Annotated in this window: 16 protein-coding genes; 11 read left to right on the top strand and 5 right to left on the bottom strand. The window is 40.3% G+C overall.

Going from position 1 to position 19698, the window contains the following annotated elements:
- Positions 1 to 24: 24 nt before the first annotated feature.
- Entirely contained in the window at positions 25 to 1644 is a 1620-nt protein-coding gene (locus H8B06_RS18115) for a DUF6377 domain-containing protein (protein WP_190995618.1), read from the bottom strand.
- Positions 1645 to 2159: 515 nt separating this feature from the next.
- Between H8B06_RS18115 and H8B06_RS18120 the strand changes: the two genes are divergently transcribed.
- From H8B06_RS18120 to H8B06_RS18145, 6 genes are all read left to right on the top strand, one after another.
- On the top strand, positions 2160 to 3578 hold the full coding sequence (locus tag H8B06_RS18120) for a glycoside hydrolase family 125 protein (protein ID WP_190995619.1): 1419 nt from the start codon (positions 2160 to 2162) through the stop codon (positions 3576 to 3578).
- 35 nt (positions 3579 to 3613) lie between these two features.
- Positions 3614 to 6733 carry a SusC/RagA family TonB-linked outer membrane protein gene (locus H8B06_RS18125; RefSeq protein ID WP_190995620.1) on the top strand — a complete coding sequence of 1040 codons (3120 nt, stop codon included), beginning with the start codon at positions 3614 to 3616 and terminating at the stop codon, positions 6731 to 6733.
- A 7-nt stretch (positions 6734 to 6740) separates the two neighbouring features.
- The gene (locus H8B06_RS18130; RefSeq protein ID WP_190995621.1) at positions 6741 to 8378 is read left to right on the top strand and encodes a RagB/SusD family nutrient uptake outer membrane protein; all 1638 of its coding nucleotides are present in this window, start codon (positions 6741 to 6743) and stop codon (positions 8376 to 8378) included.
- A gap of 17 nt (positions 8379 to 8395) precedes the next feature.
- On the top strand, positions 8396 to 9541 hold the full coding sequence (locus H8B06_RS18135) for a SusE domain-containing protein (protein WP_190995622.1): 1146 nt from the start codon (positions 8396 to 8398) through the stop codon (positions 9539 to 9541).
- A gap of 13 nt (positions 9542 to 9554) precedes the next feature.
- Entirely contained in the window at positions 9555 to 10682 is a 1128-nt protein-coding gene (locus H8B06_RS18140) for a glycoside hydrolase family 76 protein (RefSeq protein ID WP_190995623.1), read from the top strand.
- Positions 10683 to 10750: 68 nt separating this feature from the next.
- Entirely contained in the window at positions 10751 to 11848 is a 1098-nt protein-coding gene (locus tag H8B06_RS18145; protein ID WP_190995624.1) for a glycoside hydrolase family 76 protein, read from the top strand.
- A 63-nt stretch (positions 11849 to 11911) separates the two neighbouring features.
- Here H8B06_RS18145 and H8B06_RS18150 read toward each other — a convergent pair whose 3' ends face one another.
- Positions 11912 to 13645 (bottom strand): M61 family metallopeptidase, encoded by a 1734-nt coding sequence (locus tag H8B06_RS18150; RefSeq protein ID WP_190995625.1) that lies wholly within the window; start codon positions 13643 to 13645, stop codon positions 11912 to 11914.
- A 113-nt stretch (positions 13646 to 13758) separates the two neighbouring features.
- Here H8B06_RS18150 and H8B06_RS18155 point away from each other — a divergent pair, with 113 nt between their 5' ends.
- Positions 13759 to 14622: an N-acetylglucosamine kinase gene (locus H8B06_RS18155; RefSeq protein ID WP_190995626.1), complete on the top strand. Its 864-nt coding sequence runs from the start codon at positions 13759 to 13761 to the stop codon at positions 14620 to 14622.
- 36 nt (positions 14623 to 14658) lie between these two features.
- Positions 14659 to 15174: a glutathione peroxidase gene (locus H8B06_RS18160; protein WP_190995627.1), complete on the top strand. Its 516-nt coding sequence runs from the start codon at positions 14659 to 14661 to the stop codon at positions 15172 to 15174.
- Here H8B06_RS18160 and H8B06_RS18165 read toward each other — a convergent pair.
- Positions 15169 to 15759 carry a thymidine kinase gene (locus tag H8B06_RS18165; RefSeq protein ID WP_190995628.1) on the bottom strand — a complete coding sequence of 197 codons (591 nt, stop codon included), beginning with the start codon at positions 15757 to 15759 and terminating at the stop codon, positions 15169 to 15171. The genes H8B06_RS18160 and H8B06_RS18165 overlap by 6 nt on opposite strands.
- A 92-nt stretch (positions 15760 to 15851) precedes the next feature.
- Here H8B06_RS18165 and H8B06_RS18170 point away from each other — a divergent pair, with 92 nt between their 5' ends.
- On the top strand, positions 15852 to 16832 hold the full coding sequence (locus H8B06_RS18170; protein ID WP_190995629.1) for a hypothetical protein: 981 nt from the start codon (positions 15852 to 15854) through the stop codon (positions 16830 to 16832).
- Between the two features lie 25 nt (positions 16833 to 16857).
- Here H8B06_RS18170 and H8B06_RS18175 read toward each other — a convergent pair whose 3' ends face one another.
- Positions 16858 to 17295, bottom strand: coding sequence for an ABC transporter substrate-binding protein (locus H8B06_RS18175; protein WP_190995630.1), 438 nt, complete (start codon positions 17293 to 17295; stop codon positions 16858 to 16860).
- A gap of 193 nt (positions 17296 to 17488) precedes the next feature.
- Here H8B06_RS18175 and H8B06_RS18180 point away from each other — a divergent pair, with 193 nt between their 5' ends.
- Both H8B06_RS18180 and H8B06_RS18185 read left to right on the top strand, forming a co-directional pair.
- Positions 17489 to 17809 carry a YbaB/EbfC family nucleoid-associated protein gene (locus H8B06_RS18180; protein ID WP_190995631.1) on the top strand — a complete coding sequence of 107 codons (321 nt, stop codon included), beginning with the start codon at positions 17489 to 17491 and terminating at the stop codon, positions 17807 to 17809.
- Positions 17810 to 17838: 29 nt separating this feature from the next.
- Positions 17839 to 18522 carry a metal-dependent hydrolase gene (locus tag H8B06_RS18185; protein WP_190995632.1) on the top strand — a complete coding sequence of 228 codons (684 nt, stop codon included), beginning with the start codon at positions 17839 to 17841 and terminating at the stop codon, positions 18520 to 18522.
- A gap of 42 nt (positions 18523 to 18564) precedes the next feature.
- On the opposite strand, the gene H8B06_RS18190 is transcribed toward H8B06_RS18185, so the two are convergent.
- Positions 18565 to 19428, bottom strand: coding sequence for an N-acetylglucosamine kinase (locus tag H8B06_RS18190; protein WP_190995633.1), 864 nt, complete (start codon positions 19426 to 19428; stop codon positions 18565 to 18567).
- Positions 19429 to 19698 lie beyond the last annotated feature (270 nt).

A 19698-nucleotide genomic window follows, 5' to 3' on the forward strand; every position in this document is an offset into this window, starting at 1 on the left:
TCTCACGGTACGCATGCAATATCGCTACGTTATATCCTTGTCGATACCTATTTTCATGACCAGACCTTCAAACTCATCTCTGTTTCCAGCGGCTTTATTCCTCATCTTTGTCCTGTAATTATAGATAGTTGAAACCGAGTAGCGCAGGAAATAGGCAATTTTTATGCTGTCGGTAATACCTAAACGGATTAGTGCAAAAATACGAAGGTCGGGCGTAAGGTTGCTGTTGGCTTTAAAACTGATTCTTTCCTCTTTTAATAATAACTTGTTTATTTCTTCAACAAAATTCGGAAATAGGCGTAATATAGTCTCGTCAAAATTCTTATAGAATTCCTCCAGGTTATCTTTTGGGTCGAGCGATAAATCGATGAATTTCAAGAGTGCTTGTTCCCCTTGTGTTTTAGCTATCTTTTGGGCTTTCAGCCTAAATTGTTCTATTTTTGAAAGATAATCGGAAAAATGACCTATATATAAACCGATATATTCTTCTTTGAGAATATTCGAATCTGAAAGACTCTGATTGCTTTCCATTAATAGTTTGTTCGACCTCGATAGTTCATCCTTGGTTATGGATAGTTTTTTCTTTTGCTTATACACGTATAGTAATGTAAAGAATATGAACGTTAACAATACCCCTATAATCACCAGAATAGTTAGCAATAGTATTTGGCGTTGGTCTTCCTTTTTCTGATATGCTTTATCAATAAAATCGAACATCTCGGAAGATTCAAGTGTCCGAAGTCTGGCGTTATAGAATATCGCATCCTGCATCGAACATTTCATATAACTATATGCACGGTTTACATCTCCATATTCAAACAGTACAGCTGCTAGTCTTCGGAGCGACATATACTCTTTTACCCCATTTTTGATATCAGCGATTGCCGATCTTGCAAGATACTCGATAGCTTTGTCCGTGTCCCCCTTCTCTTCATATACTTTAGCTATAGAATAGGCTAATATGGCAGCCTCCCGTTCCTCCGGATCGAGATTAGCATATGCATGACGGAGATCCCTTAAGGCTTGATCATATTGCTTTTCTTGTTGTATAAGGCGTTCTGTATTTACGTATATATAGTCCATTGGTGATAGCGTTTCCCCTGAGACCAATCTGTTTCTTAATGAGGCTGTGATTGTTTGATATCTCTTTTTTTCGTCGTTGTTTTCAGAAGTTTTTATTAATAAGTTATAAACGGACATTTTTGTATATAAATAAAATGTTTTTAAATCATCAGAGATTCTTAAAGTATCTACGTTATTCAATATATCAGTAGATTCTTTGAGTAATCCCATTGTTTTTAATATACGGACACGGAAAAGCTCAGAATCGATATATTCTTCATAATCGTTGGCCTGCAGCGCATACTTTTCTAATTTTCGGGTGTACAAAAGTGCCGAATCAGTCATAAATACAATATAGTGAAGACAGATCTCTTTCGTAATGGCAATCTGGTCTTTCACATCCGAGGATTCGTGTAATCTCGTCTTTAAACTATCGATAGCGCCTTCCTTTTTTGCGGCATAAATATTTTTATCCTGAATAGCCTTATCTAATACGTGCAGTAATGAATCAAGTTGTTTATGGTATGCATTAGCTGTGGAAGCTGAAGCTATCAGGAATATAATTAATACTAAACTTTTCATACTTGGTATAATAAGGAGCGAATTAAATACAATAAAAGGTTTCTATAAAAATAATCGGATAAATACTCTTCTTCAAAACTACAAAATAATATTATTTTATAACCATTGCGATAGGAAGATATGGTTTTTTAGTGTCGTTTTTTTATCAGAAGTGGCGTGAAAAATTTCGAAGGAATAAAATTCAATACGTTTATTCACTACATTATCTATATGTTGTTGTTTTGTTAAGTTGCTGTATGTGAGCTGTTTGTTTGTTGTCTGTCCTATATTATCACTACATTGAAGAGAATCGATATAAAAGAACGCGTTAAAATCTGATAAATTTGATTTCTCAAAACTAACTTATAAATCTTTGCACATGGTAAACTTACTAAATGAACAATGTTGGGGTACTATCAGATATCAGAAGGTAGCGGCTATTTCGCATATCCTAAGTGATGCAAAAGCGACCACCCAGGAGATATAGGCATCTCCGATAAAATACAATTAATTTACACTTTATAACTAAATAAACTGTGAAACGAAGAACCTTTATTCAAAACTCGGCTATACTTGGAGCAGGTATGTTAGCCCACAATTTTTCTTTTGGTAGCCCTAGTCAGGTATTTCCCGTCGTAAGAGTTAGCGAGAAAGACCGGCACTTTAAAAGCCCGGTCATTGAGAAACTCATTAAAGAGTTCCAAACTAATGTAGCAGACAAGGAGCTGGGCTGGCTGTTCAACAATTGTTTGCCGAATACGTTGGACACGACTATTTATGATGAATCAACCTCACAACAAAAGCTGACTTATGTCATTACAGGAGATATTGATGCGATGTGGCTGCGGGATAGTAGTGCGCAGGTATGGCCGTATCTACCTTTTATGCGAAAGGACAAGCACCTTCAGAACCTAATTCTCGGATTGATCAACAAACAGTCCAAGTGTATCAATATCGACCCATATGCCAACGCGTTCTATAACGACCCGACGAAAAAGGGCGAATGGTTTTCTGATCATACCGATATGAAGCCTGGAATCCATGAGCGTAAATGGGAGATTGATTCACTCTGTTATCCAATACGCCTCGCTTATGCCTATTGGAAGGAAACAAAAGATACGACGCCTTTTGACAACGAATGGGTGCGGGCGCAAGAAAATATCTATAAGACATTTGTCGAGCAACAACGCAAGGAAAACTTAGGACCTTATAAATTCGAACGTACAACGTCGCGTGGGACAGATACCTTACAGGTCGATGGATATGGTTATCCTGTTAATCCCGTAGGTTTGATCTGTTCAAGTTTTCGCCCATCCGACGACTGTAGCATATTCTTATTCTTGATTCCAGCCAACCTGTTTGCGGTAGTTAGCCTGCGACAGTCGGCTGAAATCTTGCGTAAAGTCAAAAACAATACTGAATTGGCAGCTAAAATGGAAGGATTGGCCAATGAAGTCGAGGATGCGGTTAACAAATATGGTATCATTGACCATCCAGTGCATGGACGTGTCTACGCTTACGAAGTAGACGGATTCGGTAGTTACTTGATGATGGACGACGCCAATGTGCCTAGTCTGTTATCGTTACCTTATCTGGGTGCGGTGGATGTCAATGACGAAGTCTATCAACGTACCCGGCGTTTTGTGCTGTCAGAAAACAATCCGTTCTATTTCAAAGGAAAGGTAGCTGCTGGCATCGGTGGGCCACATATTGGCCGTGATATGATATGGCCTATGGCACTGATTATTCAAGCGCTAACGTCTACAAGTGATACCGAAATACGTCAATGTATCCAGACATTGAAAAACACGCATGGTGACACCGGATTTATGCACGAATCGTTCCACAAGGACGATCCGAAGAAGTTTACCCGACACTGGTTTGCCTGGACAAACACGTTGTTTGGTGAATTACTATGGAAAGTGTACCAAGAGAAACCGGAGTTGCTGCGTTAAATAACTTTATTATAAACCAAATAAGCTATTACTTTATGAACAAAACATGTATTGTCATCCCATTGCTTATTTATCTTTTGGGTTTTACTGTCAATAGTTATGCTATAGATGCGAAACCGATCAAAGGAGATAAGCATGGTCTAAATCAATCAACCTATATCGGGGTTGTAAAAGATAAATTAGGAAAACCGATAGTAGGGGCTACTATTTCTATACGAAATCGTCCAACCACAACCCAGACGGATAGTGACGGACAATTTTCCATAGTGGCTTCCGCAGGCGATGTAATCGAAGTCTCTTTTTTAGGGTATGCGCAAGCGAATATTTCGTTGGGGCAGCAGACACTATTAAATATCACCTTGGAAGATGCCATAAATACGGAACTAGACGAGGTCATCGTTATTGGTTACGGGACAACTACCCGCCGACGTGTAGTGGGTGCTGTGGATAATGTCAACTCGGATCTCATTGAAAATAGGCCCGTTACTAACTTGACACAGGCGTTGCAAGGAACCATGCCGAGTTTGAATATTCAGCAACGAAGCATGAATCCGAATGATAATACCCTGAATATTAATATCCGGGGTATTGGAACCATGAACAAGAATTCACCGTTAATCGTTATCGATGGATTGGTGTCTGATAATGCTAGCTTGGACCGCTTGAATCCCAATGATATCGAAAGTGTTTCCGTATTGAAGGATGCCGGTACTGCAGCGATCTACGGATCCCGGAGTGCCAATGGCGTGTTGTTGGTCACGACCAAAAAGGGAAAGAAAAATCAAAAACCTACGTTACGTCTGAGTACACAGACTGGTATGCAAACGCCTAAGATTCTTTTTAGACCCGTGGAAGGGTATCAAAATGCGACGTTGAAAAACTTGTCATTGACCAATGTGAATGCCCCTGCTCAATTTACGCCAGAACAAATTCGGGATCTCTACGATCACCGAGCGGAAGAGGAGTGGAATTATGATGTCATTCTTCGGGATGGTCTACAACAAAATTATAATGTGACGTTGAGCGGCGGAAGTGAAAACACCACCTACCTGTTTTCAGGTGGGTTTTTAGATCAGGAAAGTAATTTTGCCGGTGATTTCGGTATACAGCGCTATAACCTACGAGCGAATGTTACTTCGGATATAAACGATCGTATAAAAATCAGTAGCATTTTGAACTACGCTCGGAACAATAATAAAGCTTCCACAGCCAGTAATGCAATTATCAATTCTTCGCGAATTCCACCCTATTATTACTACCGAATGCAGGCGGATAATGGGAAGTATTTAGTCAACAATGCGTTGACCGATCAAAATCCATTAGCGGAACTTCGAGATGGAGGACGGATTGACTCGGACAATGATTATTTCAATGTCAATCTTGGATTGGATGTCAAAATTATTGACGGATTGAAACTGAGGGGAGTGTTCGGGGCAGATATGTTCTCCAACCATCGTTATACGCGGCGTTTACAGATTCCGCTGTATTCAAGCCCAGACGCCACAACACCTTTAGTGTTTGTTAATACCGAACGAAACACAGAAGATTATAATGAAAAAACGTATCTGTTAAATTATCAACTCTTATTGGATTATGATAAAACATTCGACAAACACCAAGTTACTGGTTTGTTTGGCGCAAGTAATGAATCTTATACACGGCGCGCAAACGAAATCCGGCTCCGCTTTACGGATCCGATTCTAGGTGTACCCGTTTCGGAAACGGAAATATTGCCCAGTAGCTATGTTTCGCCGCAGCAAACTCAGCAGACTGGTTTGAGTTCCCTGTTTGCTCGTTTGGGTTATTCCTTTGATCAAAAATACTTTATAGAAGGGAGCTTCCGTTACGATGGATCATCCAAATTTTTAAAAGAGAACAGATGGGGTTTTTTTCCATCGGTATCCTTAGGCTGGCGACTGTCTGATGAGTTATTTATGGATAGTTACCGGGACAAAATAGGCGATGTAAAAATACGAGGTACATATGGTCATCTCGGTAATCAGGATATAGACAATTATCAGTATTTAACGGTCTATACCCCATATACTAACGCTTATGGTTTCAACAATACGCCTGTAGCAGGTGCGGGATTCCGATATGGTAATGAAACCATTTCGTGGGAGACAACGAAATCGTTTAACATCGGAGCGGATCTTACCTTTTTTAGCCAACGTTTAAATGCTAGCTTAGATTATTTCAATAATAAAACGGTCGATATTTTGACAGAACCTAATCTTTCAGCGGTTTTTGGAACCAAGCTAGGGAGTCTGAACATTGGAGAGATGGTCAACCGTGGATGGGAAATTTCGGTAAGCTATGGTTTCGAAACCGGAAATGCCAAGCACCGCGTTGGTGGAAATGTGGGTGATACTTTCAATAAAGTTACTAAGTACACTAATGATGAAGATATCTTAACAAGTGACAATATAACAAAACTAATCCGTGTCGGCGTGCCTTTTATGTCTTATTACGGTTATAAAACCGCAGGTTATTTCCAAAGTATGCAGGAAATTGAGGCGGCAGCACTTCCTGTGGGTGTAGCGGCGGATGATCTGAAACCGGGAGATGTCCGTTATGTAGACCGGAATCAGGATGGAGTTATCGATGGCAGAGACCGCTTCGTGCTGGGATCCGGTTTTCCGAGATTTACGTTCGGGTTTACCTATGATGTGTCTTATAAAGGTTTTGACTTTGGCATGTTGGTTCAAGGGTCCGCTAAACGGGATATGATGGTTCGGGGCGAATTGGTGGAACCGTTTCATTCCAACTATTCATTCGTGATGTATCAACATCAATTGGATTATTGGACACCCACCAACACGAATGCGACGTGGCCGCGTCTGACCGCTGCCGGCGCGACATCCACCGCAAATAATTATGGGCGTGACTCCGATATTTATATGTTTGATGGTGCCTACGCCCGACTCAAAAATATTCAACTAGGGTATATCATACCAAATACATATAGTGAAAAAATTGGTGTCGCCAATATGCGGATATTTGTTAACGCACAAAATCTGTTGACACTAAGTAAAAATTCCTGGATTGATCCGGAGTCATCAGAATTCAACTCCAATATGAGTGGTAGTGCGAATAGCGCCCGTAATTATCCGACACTGAAGTATTATGGTTTTGGTTTAGATATTCAATTTTAGTGTACAAATGAAAAAATTAAGATATATAAAGCAAATCTGCATCGTTGCCTTATTGCTGGCCCTTGGTAGCTGCAATACCATGGATCCCATTCCGACGAATGATTTCACCGATGCGAATTTTTGGACATCTCCAGAGAATGCCGAATTGATAGTGAATATGGCTTACAATCAAATGTATTCTGCGGATAAGATGTGGAACGATGAAGCATTAAGCGATAATGTATTTGAAGGACGAACAAATACGGATCAACGGATTATTCGAAACGGGATTGCTGACCCTTCTCTGGGTCTTTTCGATACCGAATGGGAGTGGGCCTATGGGGGTCTGAAGACATGTCATGTGTTTTTGCAGTTTATCGATATTGTTCCGGGCATGACAGCAGAACATAAAGAAAGACGTAAAGCCGAGGTTCGGTTTATAAGAGCTCATCTTTATTTTAGGTTGGTAAATTTCTATGGTGATGTGCCGTTCTTTACATCCGATGTATCGCTAGACGAGTCGCAGCGCGTACCCCGTACGTCGAAGGAACAGGTTATGTCGTTTATTCATCAGGAACTGGATGAAATCATCCCACTTCTACCCAGCCGTAATCAACTTTCAGCGGCAGATAATGGGAGAATCACCAGTGGCGCAGCAGTGGCATTTCAGGCTCGTGCATATTTGTACGAGAGTAATTGGTCAAAAGTCATTGAATATGGTGATAAGCTGATTAACCAAGGAGAGACGTTTGGTAATTATAGCTTATTTCCGAGTTATGCCGGCTTGTTTGAAGCGGCAAACGAGTACAACCAGGAGGTGATTTTGGATTATGCTCATGTTCCATCCGTAAAATATTGGAGCAAATATTACGATGCGGCTCCTTTATCGGCAGGAGCACGGCTCAATGCTTACGCTCCTTTACAAGAGCTAGTGGATAGCTATTTGACAACGAACGGTCTTACTGTACAAAATGACCCGACCTATAATGACAATAATCCTTATACGAACCGTGATCCTAGACTGGCAGCATCGGTGGTCTTTCATGGGGGGCAATGGACGAGTTTTGATGGAACTACCAAAACGATCTATATCAGGCCAGGTACTGGCGGGACCGCAGAGGAGCGAATGGATGTTTATATAAACTCCAGCTCCAATTCTACCGCTACGGGATATTATATGCGGAAATATTATGATCAAACGGCGATTACCAATTATCAATCCGGACTGAATATCATCATGTACCGCTATGCCGATGTATTGTTGATGTATGCCGAGGCTCTCAATGAACAGAACGATATGGATGAAAATGCATGGAATAACACCATCGGTGCGATAAGGGAGAGAGCTGGATTTACGAACCCTACGGCACTTTCGTATCCATCCACGGCTACGCAAGCTCAATTGCGGGAGATTATTCGTAACGAAAGGAGAAGTGAATTGGCGTTGGAAGGATTACGCTATTATGATATTATTCGTTGGAAGGCAGGAACCCAGTATCTGAATGGTTTTGTTCATGGGGCTAAATTTGCTAATGGTGGCACAGCTTACATTCAATTGGATAATAGGAGATTCGATGAAAATAGAGATTACCTCTGGTCAGTGCCCAGAGCGGAGATGGATATTAATAATAATTTAAGACCAAATAATCCGGGTTACGGAAACTAACAATAAATTATATACAGATGAAAAAGTTAACAACGATATTATATGTTTCTATTGCTTTACTGGTATCCGTGGTATCCTGTAAGTCAGACGATATGAATTACAAAGACGCTACCGTTACGGCAGTAAATACGCTGTACGAACCCATAGATAATCGAACGATTAAGATTTTGAGTTCAAACACGGCGTCTGTTTATTTTGAATGGGAACGTGTCCGTGTAGAAGATTCGGGCGCCGCATTATACGAAGTTGTGTTCGATAAAAAGGGCAATAATTTCGAAAACCCATTGTATACAATGGTATCAGACAACAATGGTTATTCTAATGGCGCAACGGTAACCCATCGTATATTGAATCGTATTGCCAGTATGGCGGGCGTTGCACCCGGTGAGACTGGTGAACTGATCTGGACAGTCGTGGCATCAAGGGGAATTAATACCGCAGTTTCCGCAGTTGTGCGTCATGTAAGTATTACCACACTCGACGGTTTTGTGGACATTCCGGAAGAGTTGTTTCTTACCGGAGAAGGAAGTGAGGCGGGGAACGTGCTGACTGGCGCCATGCCTTTTAAATCGGTAGCGCCTGGAGAGTATGAGATATTTGCACAATTAACTACAGGAAGTACTTATCAATTTGTGGACCGAAATCAAGGCACGCCAAGGGCGTTTTATAGCGATGGTAATCTGAAATTGATAGAATCGAATACAGATGAAAGCAGCACGGCAGCCAAAAACGGTGTGTTCCGTATCCAGGTGGATTTTAATACGGCTACTGTCGCAATGACCGAGATAAAAACACTAGGCTTATGGTTTTCTCCCGATAATAAAGTATTATGGAATTTGAATTATGAAGGAAAAGGCATTTGGTCAGGGTCTGGCGTGGTAAACTTTAAACAAGAAGGATGGGGTCGTGATGAGCGTTACAAGTTCCAATTGACGGTCAACGATGGGCAGGATCGGACAGTACAACTAGGTACTTTGAACGGTACGGATTCTAAACCTACATCACAGTCTCCTCCGTCCTATTATTTTGTGAAATGGATAGAAAGCCCGACACAATGGGACGACAAATGGAAATTTGTAGATGCAGTTGATGGTAAATCACCTACCATAAAGGTTGTACTCCAAGGAGATAAAGAATATACGCACTCGGTAACCGTAAACTAAAGAAGAAATGACTATGAAAACTTATGTATGGTTGTTTATAAGTGTCGGACTTATACTGTCATCTTGTCAAAAATTCGAAGATGAATATGTATATGAAACTGAAACCGTGGATAACTGGTCTGCAGTTGCCGATACAGCGTCCGATGCGTTGATTGCCGCTTTTTGGAATGAAGAAGGCTATTTTAATTATGGAAGTAATAATTCGGATATAGGGTTTCAATATTGGCCGAATGCCCATGCTATGGATGTCGTGATTGATGCCTATGAACGGACGGGTGATAATAAATATTTAGCCTATTTTGATCCATGGTATGAAGGGGTTTTCATGAAAAATGGGAACACCTATCTAAATCCGTTTTATGATGATATGCAATGGAATGCCCTGACGATGCTCCGCATGTACGAGGCGACCGATCAGGAGAAGTATCTGAATACCGTATTGTTCTTGTGGGATGATATTATTGCTGGTTGGGAAGAAAGTTTTGCCGATGGTGGAATCTCCTGGGTCAAAAATCAACGGTATAGTAAAAACGCATGTTCCAATGGACCAGCCAGTTTACTAGCAACTAGATTGTACCAATTGACACAGGAACAGGTGTATTTGGACTGGGCGATTAAAATCTATGAATGGCAGAAAAACACCTTGTACAATAGAAGTTCGGGTGCGGTCTATGATAATATTAATGGCAATACCGGCCAGATCAATACCGTAGCGCTTACCTACAATCAAGGAACTTTCTTAGGTACCGCCGTAAATTTATATGTAATCACCGGAGAACGTTTATATCTCAACGATGCACAGAAAATTGCAAATTTCACGGTTTCCAAATGTATCGATGGTGCTACCAACCTACTACGAAATGAGGGGGTCGGTGACAATGCTTTATTCAAAGGGATTTTTGTTCGCTATTTTCTATATCTTTTGGATGTACAAGATCTTGATCAAGCATACCGGAACAAATTTGAAAACTTCTTGACACATAATGCCACTGAACTGTGGGTGAAAGGACGTAATATACAAGGTAATCTATTCGGCCCGGCATGGGACCAAATTGCGTTGGGAAATGTACAATTGACAGCACAGGCTAGCGCTTGTATGACGATAGAAGCGAAAGCAAGGTTTATAAAAAATAAGTTATGATAAAATATTGCACGATAGTAATTTTAGTTTTTTTGACAGGAATCGTTTTTTCCCAGGAGTCTTCATCAATGCATGGATCAACATCGGTAGATATGTTGAAAGCTGCGGATAGCTCATTGGATGTGATTCTAAAAAAATATGGAAGCAAAAAGACCTTTTTACTTCGGGAGAATTTCCCAGTAGATGGGGGTTACAAAGCAGACTATTTAGGCGATGATGCCAGCGGTAAACAAGAGTATGCCTACCTTTGGCCCTATTCAGGAGGTTTATCTGCTACGGTTGCGCTCTATGAACACAGTGAAAGTAAAAAATATAAATCCATCATTGATAAATGGCTCATCCCCGGATTAGAAGAATATTATGACGATAAAAGAAAGCCCGCAGGCTATGCTTCTTACATCTCGTCTGCACCCGTATCTGACCGTTTTTATGATGATAATATCTGGATCGGGATCGACTTTACCAATCTTTATCTGTTAACAGGTGAGACGAAATACCTGGAAAAAGCAAAGATAGTTTGGGATTTCGTTTATAGCGGTCATGATGATTTATTGGGCGGTGGCATTTATTGGTGTGAGCAAAAAAAGACATCTAAAAATACCTGTTCGAATGCACCAGCGGCAGTTTTTGCACTTAAATTATATGAAGCCACTAAGGAAGGTAAGTATCTAGGAATGGGTAAGTCCCTATATGAATGGACCAAGACCCATCTGCAAGATACAGATGGCGTCTATATGGATAATGTCCGCTTAGATGGTAGTGTAGATCGGGCAAAGTATCCCTATAACTCGGGGCAGATGATCGAAGCTGCTGCTTTGTTGTATAAGATAACGAACGAACCGCATTATCTTGAAGAAGCGCAGCACGTAGCCAAAGCGTCTTTCCATCATTTTTTTGAGACAGATGGCTCACACCGGTTAAAAAATAGTGATAATTGGTTTATCGCTGTCATGATGCGGGGATTTGTCCAGCTCTATAAATTAGACAATAATCCCACTTACTTACAATCATTTCGTAAAAATCTAGATTTTGCATGGATGGCCAATAGAGATGAAAATGGTCTTTTTTATAAGGATTGGAAAGGAGAGAAGAAAAATGAGCGAAAATGGTTACTAGACCAATTTGCTATCGTTGAAATGTTCGCGAATATTTTAGTTTTGAAATAAATTTTTGGTTGAAGTGAGTGTGAAGATAGTGTAGAGACGCTACATCCAGCGTCTCTGCATTATTTATATCGATAACCAAAGATTCCCCAATTCCTTCTCTGCCGCGGTGGCATCCAGCTTTTCTCGAATTGACCACTGCTGTTTGATAGAGCGGCGAAGAGGTGCGTGGATGGTACGTACCAATCCATCTCGGGAAACCAACACGTCAACAATTTCATCTATTTGGCCATGTTGTAGTATAAATTCCAGTTCTTTACCTGCCAGATCGAGTCTGTTTCCATTGATGGCAATAAGTTCGTCTTCAACATTTAATCCTGCGTCCCAAGCACTTGAGCAACGTTCTACATGCTTTATAAATATCCGTCCGTCTTGGTTCGCTATTTTAATTCCCAAAGTTAGCTCCTGTCTACCACGGTTTAAATCGATTAATTCGTATCCTACACGATTGAAATATGTATTATAATCAAGTTCCTGGGTGCTATGTGCGGCATAAAAGATCGCAGAAAGATCTACACCTGTTACGGTTTCCGCCAATGTTTGAAATTCTTTTTCTTCGAAGCCTCGATTTTCTTTTTTGTAGAACGTTTGGTAAGCCGCTCGAAGCACATTATCCAACCGCTTTGTTCCTTGCGTCTCCGTTAGAATATGAAGATCCAGTGCAACGGCGAGCATAGCCCCTTTATTATAGTAGGATATACTTGTGTTCGCCGAATTTTCATCCGGTCTATAGTGCTTTATCCATGCATCAAAACTAGCTAAAGCCGCGGATTGGATACGGTGTCCCGGCCGATTATACACTTGGTTGAAATCATTGACAAGCATATCGAGGTATTCCTGTACGGAAAAGAAGCCACATCGCCGTATGATGAGATTATCGTAATATGACGTGAAGCCCTCCATTATCCACAAACCTGTTGTGTAATTCTCCTCATCGTAGTTGAAGGGACCGAGTTCTTTGGGGCGAAGCCTTTTGACATTCCAAAGATGAAAGTATTCGTGCGCCACAAGGCCTAGGAAGTTTTTATAAGCACTTGGCGTTTGATATGCATTTCGGCTAGCACCCAACACCGTGGAGTTGAGGTGCTCGAGTCCGCCACCCCCTGTTTGATAGTTGTGGGTAATGAAAACATAATTTGTATTTGGGTTTTCTCCCCATATTACCGTCTCCTCTTCCACTATCTTTGTTATGTCGGACGTTAGTTGATGCTTGTCGTAATTCCCGCCGCCTACCATCGCAAACTCATGTTGTACACCCGCTGCTTCAAAATACCATATATCTTGGTTTCCGATTTCTAACGGAGAGTCATATAGTATGTCGAAATCTTCTGCATAAAAAGTATATTCACCTTCGGATGTTTTCGGCAAACCTGTGGAAATGTGAGTCCACTTTTCTGGAAGTACAACCTGTACAGTGCAAGATAGATCAATACGGTTCTTTATATACATGAAGGTAGCCGCCGGACTAATAAATGCGCGGTCGACATTGATCATATTTGTTCTCACCGATATTTCGAAACCATATACCCTATACCGTATTTTGATATGTTGGAGTGGATTTTGTATACGCCATGTATTTTTAGAAATCTTCGCGCAATGGATAGGGTCTGTCCCCGCAAAAGCTTCGACAAGCTCCACATGACGTTCATATTCGCGAATTAAATAAGAACCTGGCGTCCACACAGGCATAGCCACGTCTAAGATAGTTCCCGTAAAGTCGGTGATGTCCATGTCGATTTCTACGTAGTGCGCTTGAGGTTCCGTAAACGAGATAGTAAAGTGTATGCGAGGATTTGACATGATTTGCTGATTTTATCGCAAAGCTACACAGATTGAAGCAAAGCTTCAAAAGTATTTTATACACGAAAAATTGTTATCTTTGGGATGCACAAAATAAGATTTAAACAGCATATATGATTTTAGTTGCAGATAGTGGTTCTTCCAGTTCTGATTGGATGCTTAATTTGCCAGATAGCGCCCCTTTATCTTTTCGTACAAAAGGATTGAATCCATTTTTTGTAAATGAGAAAGAAATTGCCCGTGTGATGCAGGAAGTACCGGAGATATTGCCCTACGCTAGCGAGATTCATGAAGTTTATTTTTTTGGGGCGGGATGTGTTACACCGGATAGACGAGAGATCGTTTCCAATGCGCTTACAGAAATTTTTCCAACGGCGTTCATTTCTGTTGAAAGTGATATGCTAGGATGTGCCTATGCCACTTGTGGGCATGATAAGGGGTATGTTTGCACAATAGGCACAGGGTCGGATATAGGTTATTACGATGGTGTAGAGTTGCACCCGAGTGTACATGGCGTAGGATATGTATTGGGGGATGAAGGCTCGGGGGCCTGGTTTGGGAGACGGTTGATTATTGACTTTTTGTATGAGAAGATGCCAAAAGACCTCCACAAAAAATTTGCAGATAAATATCGAGTTAATAAAGACGTTGTAATTAGAAATGTGTACCAAAAGGATCGTCCGAATGCTTATCTAGCATCCTTTGCAGAATTCATGGCTGAAAATAGGTTACATCCTTATATTGATACGTTATTAAAAAACGGATTTGACGAATTTATTCGCACACATGTAATTACCTATCCGGACTTTTGGGAGTATAAAGTCAACTTTGTCGGGAGGATTGCTTACCATTTTGATCTGCAATTGCGGGAGGTATGTTCGGTATTGGGGGTTCGTGTCGGATCGATTTTAAGCAATCCGATAGAACAATTATTCCATTTTGTTGTTGAAAGAGAAACGAAATTGATTCTTAAGTGATGCGTGAAGAGTAAATAAACGATAATATCTTTACAGATGAAAATAATAGCGAGTATAATGTTGTTGGCTACTATGCTGTCGCCAGCAACATCGATTTACGATTTCAGTTTTACATCTATCGATGGTAAAGCGGTGAATATGTCGGATTTTAGAGGTAAAAGTATCTTGATTGTCAATACCGCCTCAAAATGTGGCTTCACCAAGCAATATAAAGATTTGCAAGCTTTGCACGAACAGTATGGTGATGATTTGGTCATCATAGGTTTTCCATCCGATAACTTTGGAGGACAGGAACTTGATAATAACGCGGAAATTCAGAATTTCTGTGAACGAAATTATGGGGTCACTTTTTTACTGTCTGAAAAAATTGATGTAAAAGGAGATAATATCAATCCACTGTTTAAGTTTTTGACTACACAGGAAAACACTGATTTTACAGGAGATATCAACTGGAACTTTGAGAAGTTTTTAATCAATAAAGATGGAAAGCTGATACATCGTTATCGTTCCCGTACAAATCCGCTGGATAAAGCGATTGTTAGCAACTTATAGTTTATCATCTGATAAACCAAAATAGCAAGCGCGACAGCGGGGTTCATAGCTGTTTTTCTCGCCCAAGAGGATACGATTCTCACTCGATGCTATTCGGTAAGAATAGGCCGCGGGTGCACCGCATTGAACACAGACAGCATGCACTTTCGTTACATGTTCTGCTATGGCCATAAGAGCGGGAATCGGTCCAAAAGGAAGACCTTTGTAGTCCATGTCCAAACCCGCGACTATGACACGGACACCTTTGTTGGCTAGCTGTACGCAGACATGCGGAAGTTCGTCATCGAAAAATTGTGCTTCATCAACACCCACTACCTTAGTTTCCGTACCCAATAGTAAAATCGCCGAGGAATGTGCTATTGGTGTACTAGGAATACTATTGCTATCGTGTGATACAATGGCATGATCAGCATAGCGAATGTCCATCGCCGGTTTAAAAATCTCTACAGGTAATTTTGCAAATTGTGCTCTTTTCATCCGTCGGATAAGCTCTTCGGTTTTGCCGGAAAACATCGAGCCGCAAATGACTTCGATACTACCTACCTGCCGATTTTTTTGAATAAAACTATGTTCCGAAAACAGCATAGGATTCTTTAAATTATTCTTCCGTATAATCTGCGCTAATATCGAAATTATTTCATTAAATTTGAGTATTCTATATCAAAACGAGATATCTAATGGCGTATACAAAGGAATCCATATTTTCAAAAATAGGTGAGTTGTTAGTGGAGATTAGCGATGATTACACAACATTATCCGATAAAAATATAGCAGCATCAGATGAAGCATTGTTGTTATTGGAGGCAAAGGCTAGATTTTTAACTAGTCATATTGAGGTACTGCAAAAATTAACCGTGCCACAAAGAGAATATACCCCAATACAAGCAGAAGAAGGATTTGCACCATCTGTAGCCTCAGCGGGAGAGATAGATACGCAACCTGTTTACAGTGAGCTTCAGGAAGTGGCACAGACAGAAGAGCAACAACCAGAAGAATCTGATGTAGTGGATGGGGAACCAGTGGAACAAAAACAGACGGAGGTACCTTCATTGGTAGAAAACCCGACGGATATTGCCGCCGACGAAGAGGAACCTTTAGCCCCATCTATACAGTCTATACCTATTGAAAAAGGGGAACAGCCTAATCAGGTAGTGGAGGAGTCGAAGCGTACCATGACGGAAGAAATTGAGTTTCAACATAAGCCTGTGGAAGATTCAGAGACGGAGCGAGTGGTGAACGAGATAGTAGAAGAATCGAAGGAAATTATATTGGAGCAAAGTCAAAGTATACCGGCCGTCGAGGAAGAGAAGCCAGCGCGTCCGTTGACATTGAATGAAATTCTTCAACAGCAGCGTAAAGCGGGGTCACATAGCACTCCAGCATCCTTATTCTCCACGCCAACAGGGGTGGAGAAAGATAGGATAGTAGATCTCAAATCTTCCATCAATTTAAACGATAAGCTCTTGTTTATTAAAGATCTGTTTAATGGGTATTCCTTGGCATATAGTGAAGCAATTGAACTTTTGAACCGCTATGTGACGTTTGCGGAAGCAGATGCTTTTCTACAGACGAATTATGCCTTGAAAAATAATTGGGCAGAAAAACCGCAAACAGTAGAGAAGCTTTACGCCATTTTGCGGAAGAAATTTATGTTATAAAAAACGGGCATGTCGCCCGTTTTTTTTATGCAATATCAAACTGAACCCAATCGGTTCCTTTTCGGCCGTAAATAAAATATTTCGGTTGTATAATTTCTGCACATATTTCTATGTCATGTAGAAAATCGATACGCTCCATTCCAAAATTTCTTTTTTGAATAATATAGATATTATTTGATTGTACGGCGTCGGTCCTACTTAATATTTCATCTTGAAGAAGGGTCGGAACATCGGTGTAAAGTTTGTCGTTTTCCTGAACGATGAATAATAGCGATGGGTTATCATATTTCTCCGTAAGCAGTTTTCCGCCGGCAATGGCTACACTATCCGTAAGCTGTTCATTAAATAACGGTTGAAAGCCTGTTTGCTGTGTTAATATAAGTGTCGATGGGCGTTGATCTTCGGGAATGAATTTGAGTTTATGTATCAGGATATTGACCTCTTCCTCCAAATGATCAGCCATATCAGGTGCAGTTTGTTGTATATTTTGGAGTAATGAAATATAAAAATTAAGATTTTGCATGTACGTTACGCTTGTTAAGTTGCGACAAATTTAAGGAAGGCAACGTAAAGAACCTAATGTGTATTGTTGATATAGGAATATTGTCCTTATGCTATGGATTTTGTAAATTGCAGCATAAAATGAGGGATATATTATGTTTGATAAGTTGTTTCAAGCGCAGCAAAAAGCGGAAGAAGTAAAAAAGCGTTTAGATAGTATTTCTGTTTTTGGTGAAACAGAAGGGGGTAAAGTGAGAGTCGTGGCTTCGGCTAGTAAAGAAATAAGAGAAGTTGTGATTGATGACGAATTTCTTAAGCAGCTCGATGATAAAGAAGAGTTGGAAGAGTTGCTGGTCGTCGCATTGAACAAAGCTTTGCAGCAGGCAGAAAACGTAAGCCAAGTAGAGATGCAGGCGGTATCGCAAGATTTACTCGGAGGTCTTGGTAACTTGGGGAATTTATTTGGTAATAAATAGTATTTAGTGATATTTAAAAATCTAAAGAGATGGAAGTTACTTATTACGGACAGTCGTGTGTAGCGTTTGATTTTAATGGTCGTCACGTTTTAATAGACCCCTTTATTACGTATAATCCGTTGGCAAAAGATATTGACGTCAATGTTTTAAAACCTGATTACATTTTTTTAACGCATTGCCACGAAGATCATGTTGCTGATATGAAAAATATTCAGTCGAATAGCGGTGCCACGGTTGCGGCTGTAGTAGAAACAGCAGCGTGGGTAAGAAAGCAGGGAGTACCCGATGACAAGGTCATTGAATATAATTTTGGCGGTACACTTTCTTTACCTTTTGGAAAGGTAAAAATGGTCTACGCATTGCATACTAATAGTACGCCTGAAGGAGATTATGCGGGTGTGCCCGTAGGATATGTGTTTTTTGTAGGTAATAAAAAAATTTACTTTGCAGGAGATACGGCGCTGACGTTGGAGATGAAACTATTAGAAGATCTACAATTGGATTGGGCGTTTTTGCCAATCGGCGGACACTATACCATGGATGTTGACGATGCTATTAAAGCGGCCAAATTTGTAAACTGTAAAAATATTATTGGAATTCATTATGATACCTTTCCGCCAATTCGTATCGATACGGAAGAGGCGAAGCAGAAATTTGAAGCAAATGGATTGCGCTTGTTTCTACCGAAAATTGGTGAATCGGTAGTATTATAAATAGTAGCGACGCAGTACATTGCGTCGCTACTAAAATATTTTTTAATTTGGATTCTTCGCTGATCTATCGATGTGGTAAACGACCAGATCATCTATTGGCGAACGTATGATCTTACCTACTTCCATTTCATAGCGTTTAGCTGTTTCTTCTAAAACATTACGGAAATTATAGGCTACAGAACCGATGCAGTTAAACGTATATTTTTGGTAATCGGGATATTTGCTTACTAAATTTTTAAAGAAGGTGTCAAATGCCTCTTCTACTATGCCACGTGTATACTCTATATTGACATTGTTGTCGTATACGAATTTGCTGAAACTGGCACAGAACCGGTTTGCAAGAGGTTTTGTGTAAACATTATCCATGATTTCATCCGGAGTTAGTTTATATGTTTCGAAAAACAATTTTTCAACTGCTTCTGGCATTAGTCCGCGGATATAATCCGTTAACAGTTTCTTTCCGATGTAACTTCCGCTCCCTTCATCTCCTAATATATACGCAGCGGAATCAATGTTGTGTGTTATTTTCTCCCCATCATATACGCACGTATTTGTTCCTGTACCCAAAATTGCGGCGAAACCAGGTTGATCTGCCAATAACGCGCGCGCGGCGGCCAGCAAGTCATGACCGATTTCTACTTTGGCATTAGGAAATACCTTTTGCATAGCCATTTCTACGATTTTCGCTTTCTCTTCGTTATGTACACCGGCTCCGTAATAATTTACTTCGGTAATTTTTTCAAAAGGCAAATCACTGGGCAGCCCTTTTTTTAACGAGTTAACAATATATTCACTGTCGACAAAATAGGGATTGTAACCCTCTGTGTTGAAGTATATCTTTTTGTTTGAGTCATCTAACAAACACCAGTTTGTTTTTGTCGATCCTCCGTCCGCAATGATTATCATTATAGATTTGGTTTTATTGTGTTATGTTTTTGTTGCTAATTTAATTTTCTACTAATGCTTGCCCGAAAATACGTGTTTCTGTTTAAAAACAAGAATTTTAAATAGTAAAAAAATAAACCGATCAAAAAACGGAATGCTTTTTTTTGATAAAAACGCTATTTAACGTGCTTTTAAGGCTGTTTTGCTCTGTTGTAACTTTTTTTGATGCTTAGTGTATTTTGTACAATATGTTTCGGGTAATTTGGGGGAATCTCGTTTTCATTTAGCCGT

Origin of the sequence: Sphingobacterium micropteri, from assembly GCF_014692515.1 — a bacterium.
In the GTDB taxonomy this organism is placed as follows: domain Bacteria; phylum Bacteroidota; class Bacteroidia; order Sphingobacteriales; family Sphingobacteriaceae; genus Sphingobacterium; species Sphingobacterium micropteri.